Here is an 18,719-nt window from a genome sequence, read left to right on the forward strand (position 1 = left end):
AGCAGAAAGCGCTCCGATTTCAGTAGAAAGGTAATTTGAAATATATTTTTGACGGTAAAGATTTAGTTCATTTACAGAAATGCAGTCTTCTGTGCTGAAATCTGGGTATTCCTTTTTTAATTAATCCCAAAATAGGATCGTGTATATCTCTTACCCCAAATTTTCTCATTTCTCCTCAAAAGAAAGCCCCGAAACTGCACTTTTAAATGTTTGTTTGTTTTCCATTTTAATATATTTTGAAAGCTAATTTACGTAATTAACTTCTTAAGAATTGCATAAAAAAGAACAGCTTGCAATCTGCCTTTTATCACAAATCTAACTTTGTGAAGTAAATTTCTTTAGTTAAATCGTGATTTTATTTCCAAAAAACGCCTTACTTTTAACGTTCCAAAATTATTCATTCATTTTTACCATTGTGACAAAAGAAAATATCATACAAAATATAAGAGCTTTAAAAAGCCATTCACACATAAATTACGGCATTAAAACCAAAACAGAAGACTTTACAGAAAAGCTTTTTTATACTCTTTTTGATTCTAATGCAGCGCTAGACGAAAGCATTGACGAATTAGAATTTCGTTTTAAAGAAATTGCTGTTTTGGCCTGCAAAAAGCCCCAAAATTTATGTGAATCTATTTGGGATCGCTTTTTAGAAAAACTTCCGGGAGTTCTAGAAAAACTAAATCAGGATGCCGAATATATCCTTGAAAATGATCCCGCTTCAAACAGCATCGACGAAGTATACTTAGGTTATCCTGGTTTTTATGCCATTGCAATTTACAGACTAAGCCACGAGTTATATCATCTTGATTTATTGCTTTTTTCTCGATTAATGAGCGAATACGCACATAGAATTACGGGTACAGATATTCATGCAGGAGCCGATATTGCATCGCCATTTTTCATCGATCACGCAACAGGTATCGTAATTGGCGAAACTACTGTAATCAAGAAACATGTGAAAATTTATCAGGGCGTTACGCTTGGTGCATTAAGCGTAAGTAAAGAGATGAAAAATGCAAAAAGACACCCAACTGTTGAGGCAAATGTTTGCATTTACGCCAACGCTACAATTCTTGGCGGAGAAACTATAATTGGAAAAAACAGTGTTGTTGGAGGAAATGCGTGGGTTACGAAATCTATTCCTGAAGATTCTATCGTTTTAAACACCACTACTACTGAAGTTAAAATAAAAGAAAAAAAATAACATGAATTCACATAAATTATTAAACCTAATTGGCAACACTCCACTTATGGAGACTGTCAATCTAGTCAAAAATAAAAATGTAAAACTTTTACTGAAACTGGAAGGAAATAATCCAGGAGGAAGTGTCAAAGATAGAGCAGCATACAATATGATCGCTGCAGCGTTGGAAAGAGGCGACATCAAAAAAGGAGATAAATTAATTGAGGCAACCAGCGGAAATACTGGAATTGCTCTTGCTATGATTGCTCAATTATTTGGTATCGAAATTGAATTGGTTTTACCAGAAGATTCTACAAAAGAACGCACTCAGACTATGCGTGCTTATGGTGCGACAGTTATTCTTACTCCTGCGAGCGAAGGCATTATTGGTTCTAGAGATTATGCTGATAAAAAAGTAGCACAAGGTGGTTATTTGATGCTAAACCAGTTTGCCAATGACGATAACTGGAAAGCACACTATAAAACAACTGGGCCTGAAATTTGGAACGATACTGACGGAACGGTTACTCATTTCGTATCGGCTATGGGAACAACAGGAACAATTATAGGAACTTCAACTTATTTGAAAGAAAAAAATCCGAACGTTCAGATTGTTGGCGCACAACCAAGCGATGGATCTCAGATTCCTGGTATCCGTAAATGGCCACAAGAATATCTTCCTAAAATATTTGATGCTTCTAAAGTTGATACGGTTATCGATGTGAGCGAAGAAGAAGCACGTGCAATGACCAAAAGACTAGCTCTAGAAGAAGGCGTTTTTGCAGGAATGAGCAGCGGAGGTTCTGTTGCTGTTGCCTTAAAAATTGCCGAACAATTAGAATCTGGAGTTGTGGTTGCCGTTATCTGCGATAGAGGCGATCGTTATTTATCTTCGGATTTATTTGATTAAAACAAGGAACAAAGCTACAAAGGTTCAGAGGTGCAAAGGTTATAATCTTTGTGCATAAACCTTTGTAACTTTGCTCCTCTGAACCTTTGAACCTAAAAAAATGAACTACAGAAAACTAGGAAAAACAAACTTTAATATATCTGAAATTTCACTTGGTACTTGGCAAGTTGGCGGAAAATGGGGATCGGGTTTTGACGACAAAACAGCCGATGAACTTTTGAATACCGCTATTGATAATGGTGTAAACTTTATCGATACCGCCGATGTTTATGAAAATGGATTAAGCGAAACTGCCGTTGGAAGAGTGGTTCGCTCTCGTTCTGAACGTATTTTTGTTGCTACAAAATGCGGACGCCAAATAAATCCGCATGTAAATGAAGGATATACGTCAAAAGTGCTTCAGAAATTTGTCGAAGACAGTTTAAAAAGAACAGGATTAGAAACACTTGATTTGATTCAGTTGCATTGTCCGCCAACTGAAGTTTACTATCGCCCAGAAATATTTGAACTTTTTGACAGACTAAAAGAGCAGGGGAAAATTCTTAATCTTGGCGTAAGTGTTGAAAAAGTAGAAGAAGCTCTAAAAGCAATCGAATATTCTAATGTAACAACAGTTCAGATTATTTTCAATTTGTTTCGTCAGCGTCCTTCTGAGTTATTTTTCTCAGAAGCCAAAAAGAAGGATATCGGAATTATTGCTAGAGTTCCTTTAGCAAGCGGACTTCTAACAGGTAAATTTGATTCGAAAACAACTTTTGAACCTCAGGATCACCGAAATTTTAATCGTAACGGAGAAGCGTTCGATAAGGGTGAAACTTTTTCTGGAATTGACTATGAATTAGGTTTAAAAGCAGTTGAACAATTAAAAGACTTATTTCCAGAGTCAAAAAATCTCGCTGCAATTGCCCTTCAATGGATTTTAAGTTTCGATGAAATAAGCTGTATTATTCCTGGAGCATCAAAAACAGAACACGTTTTATCGAATTTATCTGTTTATGACACTCCAAAATTAACTTCAGAGCAGATTGCTGCAATGAATAAAATCTACAATAATCTTATCAAGCCTTCTGTTCATCAGCTTTGGTAAATCATATATAAAACATCTTAAGATGCTGAAATTATAAAAAATTTCAGCATCTTAAAAAACCACAAAACTTTTGAGAGAAAATTCCCTCTAACTCTCACGCAACCTTTTCTTTATTAGCGCATCTAATAATAAAACTAATCATAAAACCATACTATGAAAAAACTAAGTTTTATATTATTTGCAGCTTCGCTTATATGCTTTTCCTGCAGTAATGATGACACTACAACACAAGAAGAAGACACAGCAAAGCTTGAAAGTTTGTATAACGACGTCATCACATACTCAAAAGTCAATACTGAATCTTGTTTTAATCCTGCAGAATGGGGTTTTGTAAAAATGACAGACAGTCCCTGTTCTGCAACTGGAGGATATATTTTATATTCGAAAAAAGCAACTTTATCTGTTCTAGAAAAGAAAATTGAACAGTATAATGCGCACAAAGCATATATCAATAAAAAATGGGGATTCCTTGCAGATACGCCACCTTGCACACAGCACAACATCCCGTCAGGAGTAAAATGTGTTGATAACAAACCACAATTATCTTTTGAGAATGTTTTACATTAAAAATATAAAAGGCTGCCAAGAATTAAAATCTTAGCAGCCTTTTTTTTTAAAATTTAGGCATCAAATTCAATTCTAAATTCTGCGCCTTTATTTTTTCCTTCACTCGAAGCAGTTAATCGCCCTTTGTTTCTTTCAATTATTTTTTTGCACAAATACAATCCGATTCCTGTAGAACCTTCGTTTGCAGTTCCTAGTCGGCTCATTTTTGTGAACTTTTTAAACAATTCTTCTATCTGGTTTTTATCAAAGCCCATCCCGTTGTCTTTTACAGTGACAATCAGTTTGGCATTTTCAGAAAAGATTCTAACTTTAATTTCGCTGTCAAAGTAAGAAAACTTAACCGCGTTGCTAATTAGATTTACTAAAACTTGAATTAAAAGCCCTTCATCTATTTTCAAATTTGCTTTCTCGCAATCTAAGACTAAATCTAACCTTACATTTTTATCCAACAAACGTTGCTCTACTTGTTCGTTAATAAAAGGAACGATATTAGAGAACAAAACCGTTTTAGATTCTTGGCTTACTTTTACAATTTCATCTTGTTCTTTTAGCAATTTGATGAAATTTTCAATGTATCGAAATTGTAACTCAGTCGATTCACAAATCAACTCAGCCAAATTTTTAACCGATTCTGATGGATTTTCACTAATAATCAGCTTGGCTAAACCTTGCGGATTTCCTGCAAAATTCTTCAAATCATGAGAAAGCATGTAGACCAAATCCTGCTTTTCGTTTATAAAAGTTTCCGCTTCATTAATAGATTCCTGTATATTACACAAAAGCAGTCCTGCTTCGTCTATATATTCTGTTGGTAAAGCGGGCATTTTTCTTGAACCTCTATAATCATCTAATGCTTTTGAGGCTGTTGCAATTGGTTTTATCAGCTTATTTAGAACCCAAAGTGTTGCTGCTGTTGCGAATAATGTCATAATTAAAGAAAAAATGAGAACCGAAGTTGGCGACACCTTATGTTCAAAAAATAAAATAAAAAACAAGATTCCGATTAGAGGAATATGAATACCGATAAAAGCAACGAACAAAAATTTGAAAGCATAACTTTTTTTAAGAAAGCTGATTTGTGAGAGTTTGCGATACAACTTCATAAAAAGATATAGATAGTAGGTTAATATGTAATTTTATTGGGCTTATTACAAAAACAAAATTAACTTTTATACCCAATTAAACTAATATTTTGAAGAATTTCTAAATTTTTTCTAAAATTAAATTTGTAAAAGTTTTCAAAGGCTTATTTTTGCGCTATGGGAAGAAAAAATACAGACAAAATTGTCTTTCATCAAATTCAAGTTCTTGATGCTGGTGCAAAAGGAGTTTCAGTAGCTAAAGCACCTGACGGAAAAGTAATCTTTATTCCGAATGTCGTGCCTGGAGATGTTGTAGACGTGCAGACATTAAAAAAAAGAAAGGCTTATTACGAAGGTAAAGCTGTAAAATTTCACGAATTATCTGAATATAGAGTAGAGCCAATCTGCGAACATTTTGGAGTATGTGGAGGTTGTAAATGGCAGAATATGAAATACAGCCAGCAACTTGCATTTAAACAAAATGAAGTTAAAAATCACTTACAAAGAATAGGAAAAATCGAACTTCCAGAATTTGAAGATATCTTAGGTTCTGAAAAACAGTTTTTCTATAGAAATAAAATGGAATTTTCTTTTTCTAACAGCAGATGGCTTACAGAGAAAGAAATTGGAAGCACTGAAGATTTAGGCAACCGAAATGCTTTAGGATTCCATATTCCTAAAATGTGGGATAAAATTCTTGACATCAACAAATGTCATTTACAAGAAGATCCTTCAAATGCCATTCGTAACGAAATCCGAGCTTTTGCAAATGAGCATAATTTAGCTTTTTTCAATCCGAGAGAACATTCCGGATTATTAAGAACAGTTATGATTCGTACGGTTTCAACTGGCGAAATCATGGTTTTAATTCAATTTTTTGAAGAAGACAAAGAAAATCGAGAATTAATTCTTGACCATTTATACGAGAAATTTCCAGAAATCACATCGCTTCAGTATGTAGTAAATGGAAAACCAAACGATACAATTTATGATCAGGACGTCATTCTTTATAAAGGAAGAAATTACATTTTGGAAGAAATGGAAGGTTTAAAATTCAGTATTAACGCTAAATCTTTCTACCAAACCAATTCTGATCAAGCATATGAATTATATAAGATAACACGCGATTTTGCTGGCCTTACAGGAAATGAAGTAGTTTATGACTTATATACAGGAACTGGAACAATTGCACAATTCGTTTCTAAAAAAGCAAAAAAAGTAATTGGAGTAGAAAGTGTTCCTGAAGCGATTATTGATGCGAAAGCCAATGCTGAACGCAATAATATTACAAATTGCGAGTTTTTTGTTGGTGACATGAAAGTAGTATTTAATGAAGCTTTTATTGCACAACACGGAAAACCAGATGTTATTATTACAGATCCGCCTCGCGACGGAATGCATAAGGATGTAGTAGAACAAATCTTAAAAATTGCTCCAAAAAGAGTAGTTTATGTAAGCTGTAATTCTGCGACACAAGCACGTGATTTGGCTTTAATGGACGAAAAATACAAAGTAACGCGTGTGCGACCTGTAGATATGTTTCCGCAGACACATCACGTAGAAAATGTTGTACTTTTAGAACTTCGATAAAAAATACATGAAAAAATTAATCTCTCTTTTACTGCTCTTTACTTTCGGCTTATCTAGCTGCGAGAAAGATGATATCTGTGATTCTAACACACCAACTACACCAAGATTGGTTATGACATTTTATGATATATCTAATCCGACAAAAACAAAAAATGTTACCAATCTAAAAGTTATTGGTGAAAACATGAAAGAGGGAATTGTTTTTAATGAAAGTCTTGCAGAAGATGATTCATTGAGATATGTAACCAGCGGAAGTTCAGTATCAATTCCTTTGAAGGTTAATGATACTACATCAACTTTCAAATTTATTTATAGTTCATTAAGCACAACTGCTATTAATACAGATATTATTAAATTTAGATACACTACAAAAAATGTGTATGTTTCAAGAGCTTGTGGTTTTAAAACCATTTTTGAATTAAAGAGCAGACCACCATTTATACAAACCGATCCAGACTCTGTTCTATGGATGACCGAAGTTGATTTAGTAAACCCTAACATTGAATCTGAAAATGAAACACACATTAACGTTTATTTCTAGTATTTCATTATTATTTTCAGTGTTTTTAGGTTATGCTCAGGATGTTCCTGAGATTTCTAAAAATATGGACACGATAGTGACTAAAAAGCCAAAAACAGAAACTGTAAAAGCAGTAAAGCCACAAATTCAGGAAGCTCAAACTCCAATAGATAGCGTTGTAAAAACAGATCGCTACGGGCTTCGCGTTGGTGTTGATTTATACAAACTTACTCGCGGCATTTATGACAAAAATTATAAAGGAGTAGAATTTGTAGGAGACTGGCGATTAACAAAAAAATATTATTTAGCGGCAGAATTAGGTTACGAAGATAAAACTACCGAAGACGACCGTTTAACTTCGTCGGCTACAGGAACGTATATAAAAGCAGGTTTTGATTATAACTTTTACCAAAACTGGCTTGACATGGAAAACCTTATCACGATAGGATTACGTGGCGGTTTTAGTAGTTTTAACCAAGAATTATATAGTTACAAAATCTATAATCCAAATCCATATTGGGGAGAATTACCTGCAATATCGACTAACGAAAAATATAGCGGACTTACAGCCACTTGGATTGAAGTTGCTTTAGGATTAAAAGCGCAAGTTGTTAAAAACGTTTTTGTTGGATTTGGTGTTCAGCTTAAACTTCTTACTACTAATAAAGAACCGAATAATTTCGAAAACCTTTATATTCCAGGATTTAACCGAACTTATGACGGAAGTTTCGGAATTGGTTTCAATTATACCGTTTCTTATTTTATTCCGATTTACAAGAAAAAAACAATGGCATCTGAAGTTGCAAAAAAAGTAGAACCTAAGAAGAAGAAATAGTTTTTTTGTTAAGATTCTAAGTTGCTAAGACTCTGAGACACTAAGATAGATTAAAAAAAGCGAAAAACTCAACTTGAATTTTTCGCTTTTTTTATGTTGTTAAGGCATTAGTTCTAAGAACTGTAAACTTAGAACCTTGGCAACTCACAATTAAAACAATTGAAAATTAATTGCTGCTTGCGTGTGTATTAAAGTGGTATCAAAAATTGGAACGTTTAAGTCGCCTTCTTTTATTACCAACGGAATTTCAGTACAGCCTAGAATAATTCCTTCGGCTCCATTTTTAATCAATTCATTTGCAATTTCTAGATAACGCTTTTTCGTTTCTTCGGTTGCAATTCCTCTTCCAAGTTCTTCAAAAATGGTATAATGAATAAAATCTTTATCCGCTTCTGAATTTGGAATTATAGTTTCAATTTCTTTTTCAGCAAGTTTGTCTTTGAAGAAATCTAATTCCATAGTGAACTTTGTCCCTAACAAACCTACCTTTTTTATTTCTTTCTTTTGAATTTCAATTGCTGTTTCTTCTGCAATATGAATAAGAGGAATATCAATAGCTTGCTGTAATCTATCAGCAATTAAATGCATCGTATTGGCGCATAAAAGAATCGCTTCTGCCCCACCCGACTTTAAAACTTCTGCAGCTTTCAAAAGCATATTAAAAGTAGAATCCCAATCGTTGGCATCGTTATTCTTTTTAATATCGGCATAATTAAAAGAGTAAATTAGACATTCAGAGAAATTCAGTCCACCGAGTTTTTCATTAATTCCTTTATTAATTAAAGTATAATAATCAGAAGTAGAAACCCAGCTGATTCCACCAATAAGCCCAATTTTTCTCATATAAGTTTTTTTTTTATATTATTGAATTTCTTTGATTCCTTTTACAAAAAGCCATTTCATAAAAAGCTTTTCACCATCTTTAGTTCTCACAGCTTGAAATTTAGGTCCAATAATAGTTCCAATTACAAACGCAGTCATCGGAATCCAAATTCCAGTTAATCCTGTGTAAGCCGCAATCAAATATCTAAATGCAAGAAAAAGGATTGCAAAAGCTGCTAATTGATATAAAAAAGCTCGTAGTTGTAGTTTTGACATTTTTTTTATAGTTGCTAAGGTTCTGAGATGCTAAGATGCTAAGTTTTTCTCCTTGCCGCTTATAATCTTAGAAACTTAAATTTATTTTAAATTATATTTTTCATTTTACCAAAATTCTTAGCATCTCAGAATCTTAGCATCTTAGAAGCTTAGACCTGAAATTTTGTTCTCTTACTTCCTTCGTACATTTCGTATTTTACCAAACGAGCTTCAAGACTTGCGTTAAAAAGTTTGATTTTTCTTGAAGGTTTTAATCCGACAAATTTTAACGCTTCTAGATTGGCAGTAATAAACCAAGCGTCTGTACCTGGATAATTTTTCTTTAAAGTGTCTCCAATACTAGCATAGAATCTTTCCATGTGAATATCTAAACGCTCATCATAAGGTGGATTAAAAACGATATGGAGTTTACCTTCTGTTTCTTTTTCCGTGTCAAAGAAGTTCTCTTCAAAAACAGTTACATAATCCTCTAAATTGGCATTTCTGATATTGTCTTTGGCTTTGCTAACCGCACTTGGTGCTTTATCAAAACCTTTAATTGTATAATGAAACTCTCTTGTCTTTTTCATTAAACTATCGACAATTGTATCAAATAGATCATTATCCCAATCTTTCCATTTTTCAAAAGCAAATTCTTTTCTGTTGATGTTTGCTGGAATATTGCAAGCAATCATAGCTGCTTCTGCCAAAAAAGTTCCAGAACCACACATTGGATCAAGGAAATGACTTTGTCCATCCCAACCCGATAATAAAAGAATTCCAGCGGCTAATACCTCATTAATAGGCGCAATATTGGTAGCAGTTCTATAGCCACGCTGATGAAGCGATGCTCCAGAAGTATCTAAAGCTACAGAAACCTGATCTCTATCAATATGAATATTAATACGCAAATCTGGATGCTGTTTATCAATACTCGGACGTTGCCCTGTTCTCTCTCTAAACTGATCTACAATCGCATCTTTGCATTTCTGAGAAACAAATTCAGAATGATTGAAATAAGTAGAATGCACTGTAGTATCGATCACAAAAGTTTGATTTGCATTTAAATATTTTGACCAGTTTAACCCAGAAATTCCTTTGTACAAAGCCTGCTCATTATTAGCTCTAAAAAAATAAATTGGCTTTAAAACTTTAAGAGCTGTACGCAAAGACAAATTGGCTTTATACATAAAACCTTTATCACCTTTAAAGCTCACCATTCTCACACCTTTTTCAACATCCTGAGCGCCAAGTGTGCGTAATTCCTTTTCTAATATTTCTTCAAAGCCAAAAAAACATTTGGCAATCATTTTAAAATTTTCTTCCATTTCTTTTTTAATTAAAAAAAGCCAATCGCTATAACATTTTATTATACTGGTATAAACACGTATCGAAGCGAAATAGTTATTTTTCGGCAAAAATACACTAAATTTGCCGGACTTTTGAATTAATTGAAATAGAATAAATGTCTGAAAAACATAACGCACCAATCCAGAATCAAGAAGACGACAATCAAAACTGGTATTCTTCGTGGTTTGACACGCCATATTATCACATTCTTTATAAGGATCGTAATTATCGTGAAGCTCAGGTTTTCATGGACAATTTAACGCATTATCTTAATTTGCCTGAGAAAGCAAAAGTATTGGATTTAGCATGCGGAAAAGGCCGTCATTCTATTTATTTAAATCAATTGGGCTACGATGTTTTGGGAGCAGATTTGTCTGAAAATAGCATTGCCGAAGCTAGCAAAAACAGCAACGAAACACTTCATTTTAAAGTGCACGATATGCGCGAACCGTTTGAAGAAAAATTTGATGCTATTTTTAATCTTTTCACCAGTTTCGGTTACTTCGAAAGCGACGACGACAACCTAACAACTTTAAAAGCAATTAAGGAAAGTTTATCTGAATACGGCTTTGCAGTCATTGACTTTATGAACGTGCCAAACGTTATTGAAAATCTTGTTCCTGAAGAAGTAAAAACGGTTGATGAAATAGATTTTCACATCAAAAGATATCTTGAAGATGGTCATATTTTTAAAGAAATTGATTTTGAAGACCAAGGCAGAAAATATCATTTTACAGAAAAAGTAAAAGCACTAACTTTGAAAGACTTTCAGGATTTAATGGACGAAGCTGGAATTTTCCTTCTAGACATTTTTGGAGACTATAAACTCAAAAAATTCCATAAAACCGAAAGCGAAAGATTAATCATGATTTTTAAGTAAATTGGTTAATCGTTTAATTGTTTAACCGTTTAATCGCTAAACAAAAAAACAATTAACCGATTAAACGAATCAACGATTAAACAAAATAAAAATGAACTATTTATTACCCTTATTTTCTGTACTTTTAGGATATGGCATAGCTTTATTCATAAAACCAGAAAACAAAAATAATTTAAAATTACTACTCGCATTTAGCGGTTCTTTTTTATTGTCGTTAACCGTAATGCATCTTCTACCAGATGTTTACGAATCGCACAATCATAATATCGGAATCTTTATAATGGTCGGGATTTTATTTCAGATCGTACTCGAATTTTTCTCAAAAGGTGCCGAACACGGACATGTTCACGGACATGCAAAAATGTCTCAGATTCCGTGGCTTTTGTTTATCAGTCTTTGCATTCATGCCTTTTTAGAAGGTTTTCCGGTTAGTCACCATCATGGTTTAGCAGTCGGAATTGCCATTCACCATTTGCCAATTGCGGTTATTTTAACGACATTTTTCATTAATGCCGATTTAAATAAAAAAGCCATTTTTGTCTTCATGCTGACTTTTGCACTCATGACACCATTAGGAACTGTAGCTTCAGAATATTTGCCTTTTTTAAGTAAATATTACACCGAAATAACAGCAATCGTAATCGGAATTTTATTCCATATTTCATCAACAATCATTTTTGAAAGCAGCGAAGGGCATAAATTCAATGTTGCAAAAGTTTCTATGATTGTTCTAGGAATTTTATTGGCATTCTTTTTAAAATAAATTAATTAGGCAATGAGTCAATTAGATACTTTAATAATTTTCTAATTGACTCATTATCTAATTATCAAATTTAGTTAGCTCTCTTTCTCTCCTCTTGATTTCCAAAATTACGCTCCTTCACGTTAATTTTTTTATTTCCGAAATTGTAAATCACAGACAAACGAACAAAACGATTGCTTTCATTTTGACTGTAAACCTGTTTCACGCCATTTACAACCGAAGTAAAATCTTTTAAATAAGAAGTATTAAAAATATCATTGGCCAAGAATGCAATCTGAAGTGTTTTATTCAACAAATCTTGTTTGAAACCAATATCAAAACTTGAAACATAACCAACCTCATACAAACCACTTTTAAAAGGCGAACTATAATTAAAATCAACTTGAAGTTTCGTATTTTTTCCTAAAACGAAAGTATTATTCGTTGTAAAATCAATTTGTAAACTGTTTGATGGCGTTGCATTAATATCTTTTATAAACTTTGTTTCTGAACCCAAAAAGTATAAGGTATTTTCACTTTGCCACCAATCTGCCAAAGTTGCCGAATAAGTTTCGCCTAAACCATAATTTAAGCCTTTATAATAGTTTTCGCGAGTTACAATTTGCGTATTCGTTTCTGGATTTGAAGTAAAAACAACCCCGTATCCGTTTGTAATAGCGTTTACAAAAATACTTGTTCTTAAAACCTCTTTATAAGAATGTGCCAATTCAAAATTATCACTAAATGAAGGCTTTAAAAACGGATTTCCTTCAGAATAACTATTGCTATTAATATAAACTCTAAACGGATTCAGTAAATCAAAACGCGGTCTATTGATTCTCTTTCCATAATTCAAACTAAAAGTATTGTTGTCATTCTTTTTGTACGAAGTATAAAAAGTTGGAAATAGCTTTAAATAATCATTTACATTTTCCTGATTCATCGTTTCAGAAAATCCGTTAGTCTGCGTATTTTCAAGTCGTAAACCCATTTGCAAGTTCCACTTTTCATTTATTTTTTTATCTCCGTTAATATAAACAGCCTGATTATTTTCAGTGTATTTAAATCGATTTGACTGACTAGGATCTAATTCTGGTATTCCTGTAATTGTATTATAAAAAACCACATCGCTTATACTATTTGTAAAGCTCATTTTTGCTCCATAAGACAAATTAAAAGTTTGAAACGGATGTTCCATATCTGCCTTAAAACTCCAGTTATCAATATCTTGATTCGAAATATTTCGTCCTGCCTGATTGATATCGATAAATTCCATATCTGAATTATAATTGTTGGCTATAAAATCTCTATCGAATTTTGAATTATAATTGAAATAATCCACATCAAAAGACAATTTTCTATTTAAGGAATCTAATTTGGTAATCAAATGTGCATTGTACGTCTGATTTTTAGAACCTTTATCTGTAAAACTTTTATTTAATGTTACATTCTGCAATTCGTTTTCTATATTGTATTTTTCGATTCTAATATTCGATCCAAAATCAGGATTATTTCTATCATTCATAAACTGAAAACCAATTGTTGTGCGTTTAGACAAATCGTAGTCTAAAGCTAATTTTCCTGAAAAATTCTCGTTTTTAACTTTTGTATCGGCATCCATTTTTGAAAGACCGTCAGGAAAATACATATCTAGGTTTTCTATAGAATTTTTATATCCCGTTCTGCCATTCACACTTGCCGAAAATCTAAACTTATTTTTGCTGTAGAAGAAATTATCTCTCAAAGTATAAATTCCGTATTTATTCTGGTCGTAAGAAACTGTAGTCGAATTTTTCCATGAATCGCGAGCTCCTTTTTTCATAATAATATTAATCAAACCTCCTGTTCCATCGGCTTCATATTTTGCAGGCGGATTGCTTATTACTTCAATATTTTTAATGTCAGCAGCCGAAATAGATTTCAAGAAATTATTCAATTCTTCACCAGTCAATTCAATCAAACGTCCGTCGATCATAACACGCGAAGTTCCTTTTCCTAAAATGGTTATTACATCATTTTTAACTACAACTCCAGGCGCTGTATTAATGGCACTTAACGCATCTCCGCCAGTTGTTGTTACATTATTTTCTAGGTTGTAAACCAAACGATCTGTTTTCTGCTCAATAGTTTTCTTTTTTGACTGAACCACAACTTCAACTAATTTGGTTTCGTTTTCTTTAAGAACAATAGTTCCTAAATCTGTATTTTTTTCTAATGAAATTTCTTTTTCATAAGCAGTAAAACCTAAAAGGCTAATTTCAATTTTATAAAATCCATTTTTAAGATTTACTTCAAAAGAGCCATCTTCTTTAGTTGTAGTTCCATCAATAATTTTTCCTTCCATATTTAATATCGAAATTTCGGCCCATTCTAAAGATTTGGTTTCGCTAGCTACTTTTCCTTTTAATGTTGATTGCGCTAAACAAAATAAAGGCAATAGTAATAAGATTAGGAGATTTAATTTTTTCATGATTTCTAATTTTAACTTGTTCGATTAATTTGAAGCAAAGTTGCCTTAGAAAATCTCCTTACGCGACCGACAAAAAAAAGTCGAACCATTTTCTCCATTAGAAATTGGTTCGACTTTATGCGACAAAGCGTTCGACTTTTTACAAAGCCTTTATTTTCAACCTCTTCTGTACGCTGTCGGAGTTAAATTGGTATATTTTTTAAATGAAGTATTAAAAGAAGATTTGGAGTTAAAACCAACTTCGTACAATATTTCTAGAACCGTAAGCTGACTTTTGGTTTGATCTTTTAAAATATGCATCGCTTTTTGAATGCGATATTCATTTACAAAATCAAAAAAATGCTGATCGATATGATGATTAATTAAAATAGATAAATCGCGAACTGGAATATTTATTTGATTAGCCAATTCTTGAATGGTAAGCGACGGATCAAGAAAGGGTTCTTTCTCTGTCATATATTGTTTTAATGTAGCTATTTGAGTGCCGATCAAATCATTTTGTTTATTGACTGTTTCTGGCTTTTCTTCAATTTCTGGAAGAATATCTTTCGTTAATACTAATTTAGAATTTACACCTCTAAAAAGTTCTGGATGTTTCAATGCTTTCATTATAAACCAGCAAGTTATAAATAGCGCTATTGTTCCAACCAATACGTTTGCCCATAGAAAAACTTCCCTAAAACCGCTGTATCTCAGTACATTTTTTAAAGCTACAATAGAATGTGCGATTAGAAATACGCAGGTCATTTGAAAAAGAAATTTATAAGCCGAAATACTTGGATTGGCGTAATTTTCCAGATAGATTTCTTTATATTTTTTTAGAATTAAAAATACACTTACAATATAAAAGACATATTGAAATTCGATTAAAATCTGAATAAAATAAATCTCAGACATTGAATTTAGTGGGCCAATAAAACTTCCTTCGTTTATACTTGAATATATTCTGGGTATAAAAATTAAATTAACAATTATAAAAGGAAGCACATGAACCAAATGTTTCCATTTTAGTCGAAAATCAGAATAACAAACCGCCAATACATACAAGTAGAACGATGGCATTCCTAATAAACAGAATGTCGATCTGAAAATCTCCAGATTTCGATGATCTTCTGTATATAAGTACATAAAAAATCCGCTGAGATCAATGGCTGAAAAAATAAAAAAGAAAGCAAATAAACGATTGGCCAATTTATTTTCGGTTTTTACTGTCAGCAGAAAAAATGCCATCAGCAAAGAAACAAAAACACAAATTCGGGCAATTCCCTCTAGCAAAACTAATTTATCCATCCATCTTTTAATATTAAACAAATATAATATTTTCGTTTTTGTAACAAAGCCTAATTAAAACCGTCTTTAAACAGAAAAAATAGAAGAAAAAAAATGATTTTAAATCTCTGAGACTTTGCAAGATTGAGATAAATTATATTAATTTTGACGAGTCTAAATAACGATAAAATGACATTTACAAAAACCACTGAACAAGCCTCAAAATATGAACATTTAGAGAAGATGTCTGTTCATGAATTGTTATCTAATATAAATCAAGAAGACAAAACTGTGCCTTATGCAGTCGAAAAAGCTTTGCCCCAAATAGAGGCTTTGATTCCGCAAATAGTAGCAAAATTAAAGCTAGGCGGCAGATTGTTTTATATTGGAGCAGGAACTTCTGGCCGACTTGGTGTTGTTGATGCTTCAGAATGTCCGCCAACTTTTGGCGTTCCTTTTGATTTAGTAAATGGCATTATTGCAGGTGGCGACACAGCCATTAGACGCGCAGTAGAAAACGCTGAAGATAGTACAACAAATGCTTGGATCGATCTTCAAAATCATAATATCAATTCAAACGATGTGGTTATCGGAATCGCTGCTTCTGGTACAACTCCATATGTTATTAGCGGTTTAGAAACTTGTAATGAGAATAATATTATTACAGGATGCATTACTTGTAATGCAGGAAGTCCGTTGGCTTTGACAGCTCAATTTCCTATTGAAGTTGTAGTTGGACCAGAATTTGTAACTGGAAGTTCAAGAATGAAAGCTGGTACTGCACAAAAATTGGTTTTAAACATGATTTCGACTGCAGCAATGATTCAGCTTGGAAAAGTAAGAGGCAATAAAATGGTCGATATGCAGTTAAGCAATGTGAAATTGGTTGACCGAGGCGTAAAAATGATTATGGACGAAATTTCAGTTTCGTACGACGAAGCTTCTGAATTATTGAAAAAATATGGCAGCGTAAGAAATGCTGTTGATAATTATAAAAAATAAAAGGTTTTTCTGTGTGGTCATTTAGCCGAACAGTACTAAGATTTATGCAAGGTTCGCAAGGTTTTTGTCCAAAACTTTGCGAACTTTGCCATTATAAAAGCCTCGCATATAAAAAACTTGGCGTACTTTGCAGTAAATACAAGCCACCAACTTGAAACCTGAAACTTGAAACAAAAAACATGGCAACAAACAAACAATTATTAGGAAAAGGAATTAAATATTTGACAGGTGCATTGCCTTTGATGTTTCTTGGGCCATCGTTGATTTACAATGCTTTTCAAAATCAAGGCAACAATTGGCATTATCTGGTTTTAGGAATTGGAATTGTAGCCTGTTTGGGCTCTATGGTTTTAATCTTTTTGGGATTGAAAATCATAATGAAAGGTATATTTAATGACTAATTTGTATCTTTACTAAAATTCTTTGTTATGGATATACAAGCAGAAATAAACTGGATTCATCAAGAAATTGATAAGGTAAAAGACCCCTCTTTTGTTGAAAAACTGAAACATCTTTTACAATCAATAAATAATACCGCAATTAACTCAGATGAAGCTTATAATTTAGATATTGAAAACGCCTTAGACGATATTAAAAGAGGTGATTTTTATACTGAAGATGAAGCTAAAGAAATTGCAAAAAAATGGGGAAGAAAATAATTTGGACAAACAATGCTTTGAGCCAATTAGAAGACATTCATTTTTACATTTTCTTTGAAAGCAAATCAATTACAATTGCTGATAAAGTAGTTAACACTATTTTTGACAGTACTACAATACTCAAAACACAGCCAGAAATTTACAAAATTGATAAACAGAAAACCAAAAATGATGGTAGTTTTAGAGTTTATTCTGTTTACGATTATGCTGTGTCTTATCAAATAACAAAGGAAAACATCTATATGCTTCGAGTGCGCCATAATGCACAAAAACCTAAGAAACATTCATGGAAAGTCTAATTCACATTCAGAAAACATTTGAGAAAATTGTTTATATCGATAAAAAAATAAACAATCGTGAGTTTGAAGATTGTGTCTTTAAAAACTGTGACTTTTCTAACAGTAATTTCAATTCTAACACTTTCCTCGACTGCGAATTTATTGATTGTAATCTCTCAATGACTAGTTTGGCTGGAACAAGTTTAAAAAACGTCACTTTTAAAAACTGCAAACTTTTAGGAATTGCATTTAACGAATGTGATGATTTTTTATTTCAAGTTTATTTTGATGAATGCGTTTTGGATTACGCGCTATTTTCTAATAAAAAAATGCCGAAAACCAAATTCATTAATTCTTCTGTTCGTGAAGTTACTTTCATCGGAACTAATTTAACAAGCTCTGTTTTTGACAACTGCAACCTTGACGGTGCAATATTCAACGAAACACAATTAGCATCGGTCAATTTTAAAACGGCTTACAATTACAAAATTGATCCTGAATTTAATCCGATGAAAAAAGCACAATTTTCTACCGAAGGAATTGTCGGGTTATTAGATAAATACGATATTAAAATTGTGTAGCAAATTATTTTTCTATTGTTCGGAGCGCTTTTTTTATAATGTACAGCGTTTCTTTTACAGGGCTTTCGCGTTTCCATCTTTCACATAAATTCTTTACAAAATCTGGTCTTGTTTTACTGGCATCATTCAGCCAGTTTCCAACACTATTCTGCACATATTTTGAAGAATCAGATTTTAGGGAATCTAAAATTTTCAAAGCTAATTCTGGTCTTTTCTTAAGTTCTTCAATATGTTCGCACCAAACACCTCTTGGTCTTGTTGCTTCGGTTGCAAAGCGTCGAATATTTTCGTCTTCACTAGAAGTCCATTCAGATAAGATTTCAAGGCTTTTTTCTAAATTATTCAGAATATTGGAACGAATGGCCAGCCAAGAAATTTCCCTTACACCAAAATGTTTGTCTGCCGCCAGAAACTGAATTTGTTCTAACACTTCTTCTATGGTTAATTCAGATTTTTTTCCAATTGTATACGCAGACCAACATCGCACCAAATCAGATTTATGGTTAGAAATAGTTGAAATTATATCAGAATCATTATTAAGAATTGATTCTGTCAATATTCCTGTGCCAATTGTCTCATTTATGGTATTGACAGTTTGCTTTTTCAAATTTCTAATATCCATTAAAATAGGTTC

Annotated in this window: 22 protein-coding genes; 15 read left to right on the plus strand and 7 right to left on the minus strand. The window is 32.6% G+C overall.

Translation table 11 applies throughout. The features are described from left to right. Nucleotides 1-415 precede the first annotated feature (415 nt). The 4 genes from epsC to B3J44_RS08010 all read left to right on the plus strand — a co-directional run bounded on the left by epsC (nt 416) and on the right by B3J44_RS08010 (nt 3,750). On the plus strand, nt 416-1,207 hold the full coding sequence (gene epsC, locus B3J44_RS07995) for a serine O-acetyltransferase EpsC (protein WP_198857234.1): 792 nt from the start codon (nt 416-418) through the stop codon (nt 1,205-1,207). Between the two features lies 1 nt (nt 1,208). Continuing rightward, on the plus strand, nt 1,209-2,096 hold the full coding sequence (cysM, locus tag B3J44_RS08000) for a cysteine synthase CysM (protein ID WP_198857124.1): 888 nt from the start codon (nt 1,209-1,211) through the stop codon (nt 2,094-2,096). A gap of 100 nt (nt 2,097-2,196) precedes the next feature. Then, entirely contained in the window at nt 2,197-3,183 is a 987-nt protein-coding gene (locus B3J44_RS08005; protein ID WP_286967650.1) for an aldo/keto reductase, read from the plus strand. Nucleotides 3,184-3,336: 153 nt separating this feature from the next. Continuing rightward, nucleotides 3,337-3,750, plus strand: coding sequence for a hypothetical protein (locus B3J44_RS08010; protein WP_286967652.1), 414 nt, complete (start codon nt 3,337-3,339; stop codon nt 3,748-3,750). 53 nt (nt 3,751-3,803) lie between these two features. Here B3J44_RS08010 and B3J44_RS08015 read toward each other — a convergent pair whose 3' ends face one another. Next, nucleotides 3,804-4,679, minus strand: a complete 876-nt coding sequence (locus B3J44_RS08015; protein WP_286967654.1) for a sensor histidine kinase — start codon at nt 4,677-4,679, stop codon at nt 3,804-3,806. A gap of 330 nt (nt 4,680-5,009) precedes the next feature. Between B3J44_RS08015 and rlmD the strand changes: the two genes are divergently transcribed. The 3 genes from rlmD to B3J44_RS08030 are packed head-to-tail and all read left to right on the plus strand — an operon-like array spanning nt 5,010 to nt 7,777. Continuing rightward, a complete protein-coding gene (gene rlmD / locus B3J44_RS08020; RefSeq protein ID WP_198857120.1) occupies nt 5,010-6,422 on the plus strand; it encodes a 23S rRNA (uracil(1939)-C(5))-methyltransferase RlmD in 1,413 nt (470 codons plus the stop codon). A 7-nt stretch (nt 6,423-6,429) separates the two neighbouring features. Next, nucleotides 6,430-6,963, plus strand: coding sequence for a DUF6452 family protein (locus B3J44_RS08025; protein ID WP_198857119.1), 534 nt, complete (start codon nt 6,430-6,432; stop codon nt 6,961-6,963). After that, nucleotides 6,935-7,777: a DUF6048 family protein gene (locus tag B3J44_RS08030; protein ID WP_286967657.1), complete on the plus strand. Its 843-nt coding sequence runs from the start codon at nt 6,935-6,937 to the stop codon at nt 7,775-7,777. The genes B3J44_RS08025 and B3J44_RS08030 overlap by 29 nt, the downstream gene beginning before the upstream one ends. Before the next feature lie 150 nt (nt 7,778-7,927). On the opposite strand, the gene B3J44_RS08035 is transcribed toward B3J44_RS08030, so the two are convergent. From B3J44_RS08035 to B3J44_RS08045, 3 genes are all read right to left on the minus strand, one after another. Next, the gene (locus tag B3J44_RS08035; RefSeq protein ID WP_286967658.1) at nt 7,928-8,620 is read right to left on the minus strand and encodes an aspartate/glutamate racemase family protein; all 693 of its coding nucleotides are present in this window, start codon (nt 8,618-8,620) and stop codon (nt 7,928-7,930) included. Nucleotides 8,621-8,638: 18 nt separating this feature from the next. Next, nucleotides 8,639-8,875, minus strand: coding sequence for a hypothetical protein (locus B3J44_RS08040; protein ID WP_198857116.1), 237 nt, complete (start codon nt 8,873-8,875; stop codon nt 8,639-8,641). Nucleotides 8,876-9,024: 149 nt separating this feature from the next. Beyond that, complete coding sequence (locus tag B3J44_RS08045; protein WP_198857115.1) at nt 9,025-10,182, minus strand: THUMP domain-containing class I SAM-dependent RNA methyltransferase; 1,158 nt, start codon at nt 10,180-10,182, stop codon at nt 9,025-9,027. A 137-nt stretch (nt 10,183-10,319) separates the two neighbouring features. On the opposite strand from B3J44_RS08045, the gene B3J44_RS08050 reads away from it, so the two are divergent. After that, the gene (locus B3J44_RS08050; protein ID WP_286967661.1) at nt 10,320-11,084 is read left to right on the plus strand and encodes a class I SAM-dependent methyltransferase; all 765 of its coding nucleotides are present in this window, start codon (nt 10,320-10,322) and stop codon (nt 11,082-11,084) included. Nucleotides 11,085-11,175: 91 nt separating this feature from the next. After that, entirely contained in the window at nt 11,176-11,847 is a 672-nt protein-coding gene (locus tag B3J44_RS08055; RefSeq protein WP_198857113.1) for a ZIP family metal transporter, read from the plus strand. A gap of 70 nt (nt 11,848-11,917) precedes the next feature. On the opposite strand, the gene B3J44_RS08060 is transcribed toward B3J44_RS08055, so the two are convergent. Beyond that, on the minus strand, nt 11,918-14,296 hold the full coding sequence (locus B3J44_RS08060) for a TonB-dependent receptor domain-containing protein (RefSeq protein WP_286967663.1): 2,379 nt from the start codon (nt 14,294-14,296) through the stop codon (nt 11,918-11,920). 156 nt (nt 14,297-14,452) lie between these two features. Beyond that, nucleotides 14,453-15,424 (minus strand): helix-turn-helix domain-containing protein, encoded by a 972-nt coding sequence (locus B3J44_RS08065; protein WP_286967665.1) that lies wholly within the window; start codon nt 15,422-15,424, stop codon nt 14,453-14,455. A 19-nt stretch (nt 15,425-15,443) separates the two neighbouring features. Between B3J44_RS08065 and B3J44_RS08070 the strand changes: the two genes are divergently transcribed. The 6 genes from B3J44_RS08070 (at nt 15,444) to B3J44_RS08095 (ending at nt 18,085) form a co-directional block, all read left to right on the plus strand. Next, nucleotides 15,444-15,644: a hypothetical protein gene (locus tag B3J44_RS08070; protein ID WP_286967667.1), complete on the plus strand. Its 201-nt coding sequence runs from the start codon at nt 15,444-15,446 to the stop codon at nt 15,642-15,644. A 110-nt stretch (nt 15,645-15,754) separates the two neighbouring features. After that, nucleotides 15,755-16,567, plus strand: a complete 813-nt coding sequence (gene murQ / locus B3J44_RS08075; protein ID WP_286967669.1) for an N-acetylmuramic acid 6-phosphate etherase — start codon at nt 15,755-15,757, stop codon at nt 16,565-16,567. A gap of 179 nt (nt 16,568-16,746) precedes the next feature. Continuing rightward, nucleotides 16,747-16,968, plus strand: a complete 222-nt coding sequence (locus tag B3J44_RS08080; RefSeq protein ID WP_286967671.1) for a DUF6095 family protein — start codon at nt 16,747-16,749, stop codon at nt 16,966-16,968. 27 nt (nt 16,969-16,995) lie between these two features. Further along, complete coding sequence (locus B3J44_RS08085) at nt 16,996-17,226, plus strand: hypothetical protein (RefSeq protein WP_286967672.1); 231 nt, start codon at nt 16,996-16,998, stop codon at nt 17,224-17,226. Continuing rightward, nucleotides 17,211-17,525 (plus strand): type II toxin-antitoxin system RelE/ParE family toxin, encoded by a 315-nt coding sequence (locus B3J44_RS08090; RefSeq protein ID WP_286967674.1) that lies wholly within the window; start codon nt 17,211-17,213, stop codon nt 17,523-17,525. Before B3J44_RS08085 ends, B3J44_RS08090 begins: the two co-directional genes overlap by 16 nt. Continuing rightward, entirely contained in the window at nt 17,513-18,085 is a 573-nt protein-coding gene (locus B3J44_RS08095) for a pentapeptide repeat-containing protein (RefSeq protein ID WP_286967676.1), read from the plus strand. The genes B3J44_RS08090 and B3J44_RS08095 overlap by 13 nt, the downstream gene beginning before the upstream one ends. Nucleotides 18,086-18,089: 4 nt before the next feature. Here B3J44_RS08095 and B3J44_RS08100 read toward each other — a convergent pair. Further along, nucleotides 18,090-18,719: DNA alkylation repair protein (locus B3J44_RS08100; protein ID WP_286967679.1), on the minus strand; the 630-nt coding region annotated here is incomplete at its 5' end.

Source organism: Flavobacterium sp. UBA4854, from assembly GCF_002399805.1.
Taxonomy (GTDB): domain Bacteria; phylum Bacteroidota; class Bacteroidia; order Flavobacteriales; family Flavobacteriaceae; genus Flavobacterium; species Flavobacterium ginsengisoli.

Coding starts and splice junctions, on each gene's coding strand:
- B3J44_RS08025 (WP_198857119.1), top strand. CDS start 6,430: ATGAAAAAATTAATCTCTCTTTTACTGCTCTTTACTTTCGGCTTATCT.
- B3J44_RS08005 (WP_286967650.1), top strand. CDS start 2,197: ATGAACTACAGAAAACTAGGAAAAACAAACTTTAATATATCTGAAATT.
- B3J44_RS08090 (WP_286967674.1), top strand. CDS start 17,211: ATGGGGAAGAAAATAATTTGGACAAACAATGCTTTGAGCCAATTAGAA.
- B3J44_RS08070 (WP_286967667.1), top strand. CDS start 15,444: ATGGCTGAAAAAATAAAAAAGAAAGCAAATAAACGATTGGCCAATTTA.
- B3J44_RS08085 (WP_286967672.1), top strand. CDS start 16,996: ATGGATATACAAGCAGAAATAAACTGGATTCATCAAGAAATTGATAAG.
- cysM (WP_198857124.1), top strand. CDS start 1,209: ATGAATTCACATAAATTATTAAACCTAATTGGCAACACTCCACTTATG.
- B3J44_RS08040 (WP_198857116.1), bottom strand. CDS start 8,875: ATGTCAAAACTACAACTACGAGCTTTTTTATATCAATTAGCAGCTTTT.
- B3J44_RS08050 (WP_286967661.1), top strand. CDS start 10,320: ATGTCTGAAAAACATAACGCACCAATCCAGAATCAAGAAGACGACAAT.
- B3J44_RS08080 (WP_286967671.1), top strand. CDS start 16,747: ATGGCAACAAACAAACAATTATTAGGAAAAGGAATTAAATATTTGACA.
- B3J44_RS08030 (WP_286967657.1), top strand. CDS start 6,935: ATGAAACACACATTAACGTTTATTTCTAGTATTTCATTATTATTTTCA.
- B3J44_RS08035 (WP_286967658.1), bottom strand. CDS start 8,620: ATGAGAAAAATTGGGCTTATTGGTGGAATCAGCTGGGTTTCTACTTCT.
- B3J44_RS08095 (WP_286967676.1), top strand. CDS start 17,513: ATGGAAAGTCTAATTCACATTCAGAAAACATTTGAGAAAATTGTTTAT.
- B3J44_RS08060 (WP_286967663.1), bottom strand. CDS start 14,296: ATGAAAAAATTAAATCTCCTAATCTTATTACTATTGCCTTTATTTTGT.
- rlmD (WP_198857120.1), top strand. CDS start 5,010: ATGGGAAGAAAAAATACAGACAAAATTGTCTTTCATCAAATTCAAGTT.
- B3J44_RS08010 (WP_286967652.1), top strand. CDS start 3,337: ATGAAAAAACTAAGTTTTATATTATTTGCAGCTTCGCTTATATGCTTT.
- B3J44_RS08055 (WP_198857113.1), top strand. CDS start 11,176: ATGAACTATTTATTACCCTTATTTTCTGTACTTTTAGGATATGGCATA.
- B3J44_RS08065 (WP_286967665.1), bottom strand. CDS start 15,424: ATGTACTTATATACAGAAGATCATCGAAATCTGGAGATTTTCAGATCG.
- B3J44_RS08015 (WP_286967654.1), bottom strand. CDS start 4,679: ATGACATTATTCGCAACAGCAGCAACACTTTGGGTTCTAAATAAGCTG.
- B3J44_RS08045 (WP_198857115.1), bottom strand. CDS start 10,182: ATGGAAGAAAATTTTAAAATGATTGCCAAATGTTTTTTTGGCTTTGAA.
- murQ (WP_286967669.1), top strand. CDS start 15,755: ATGACATTTACAAAAACCACTGAACAAGCCTCAAAATATGAACATTTA.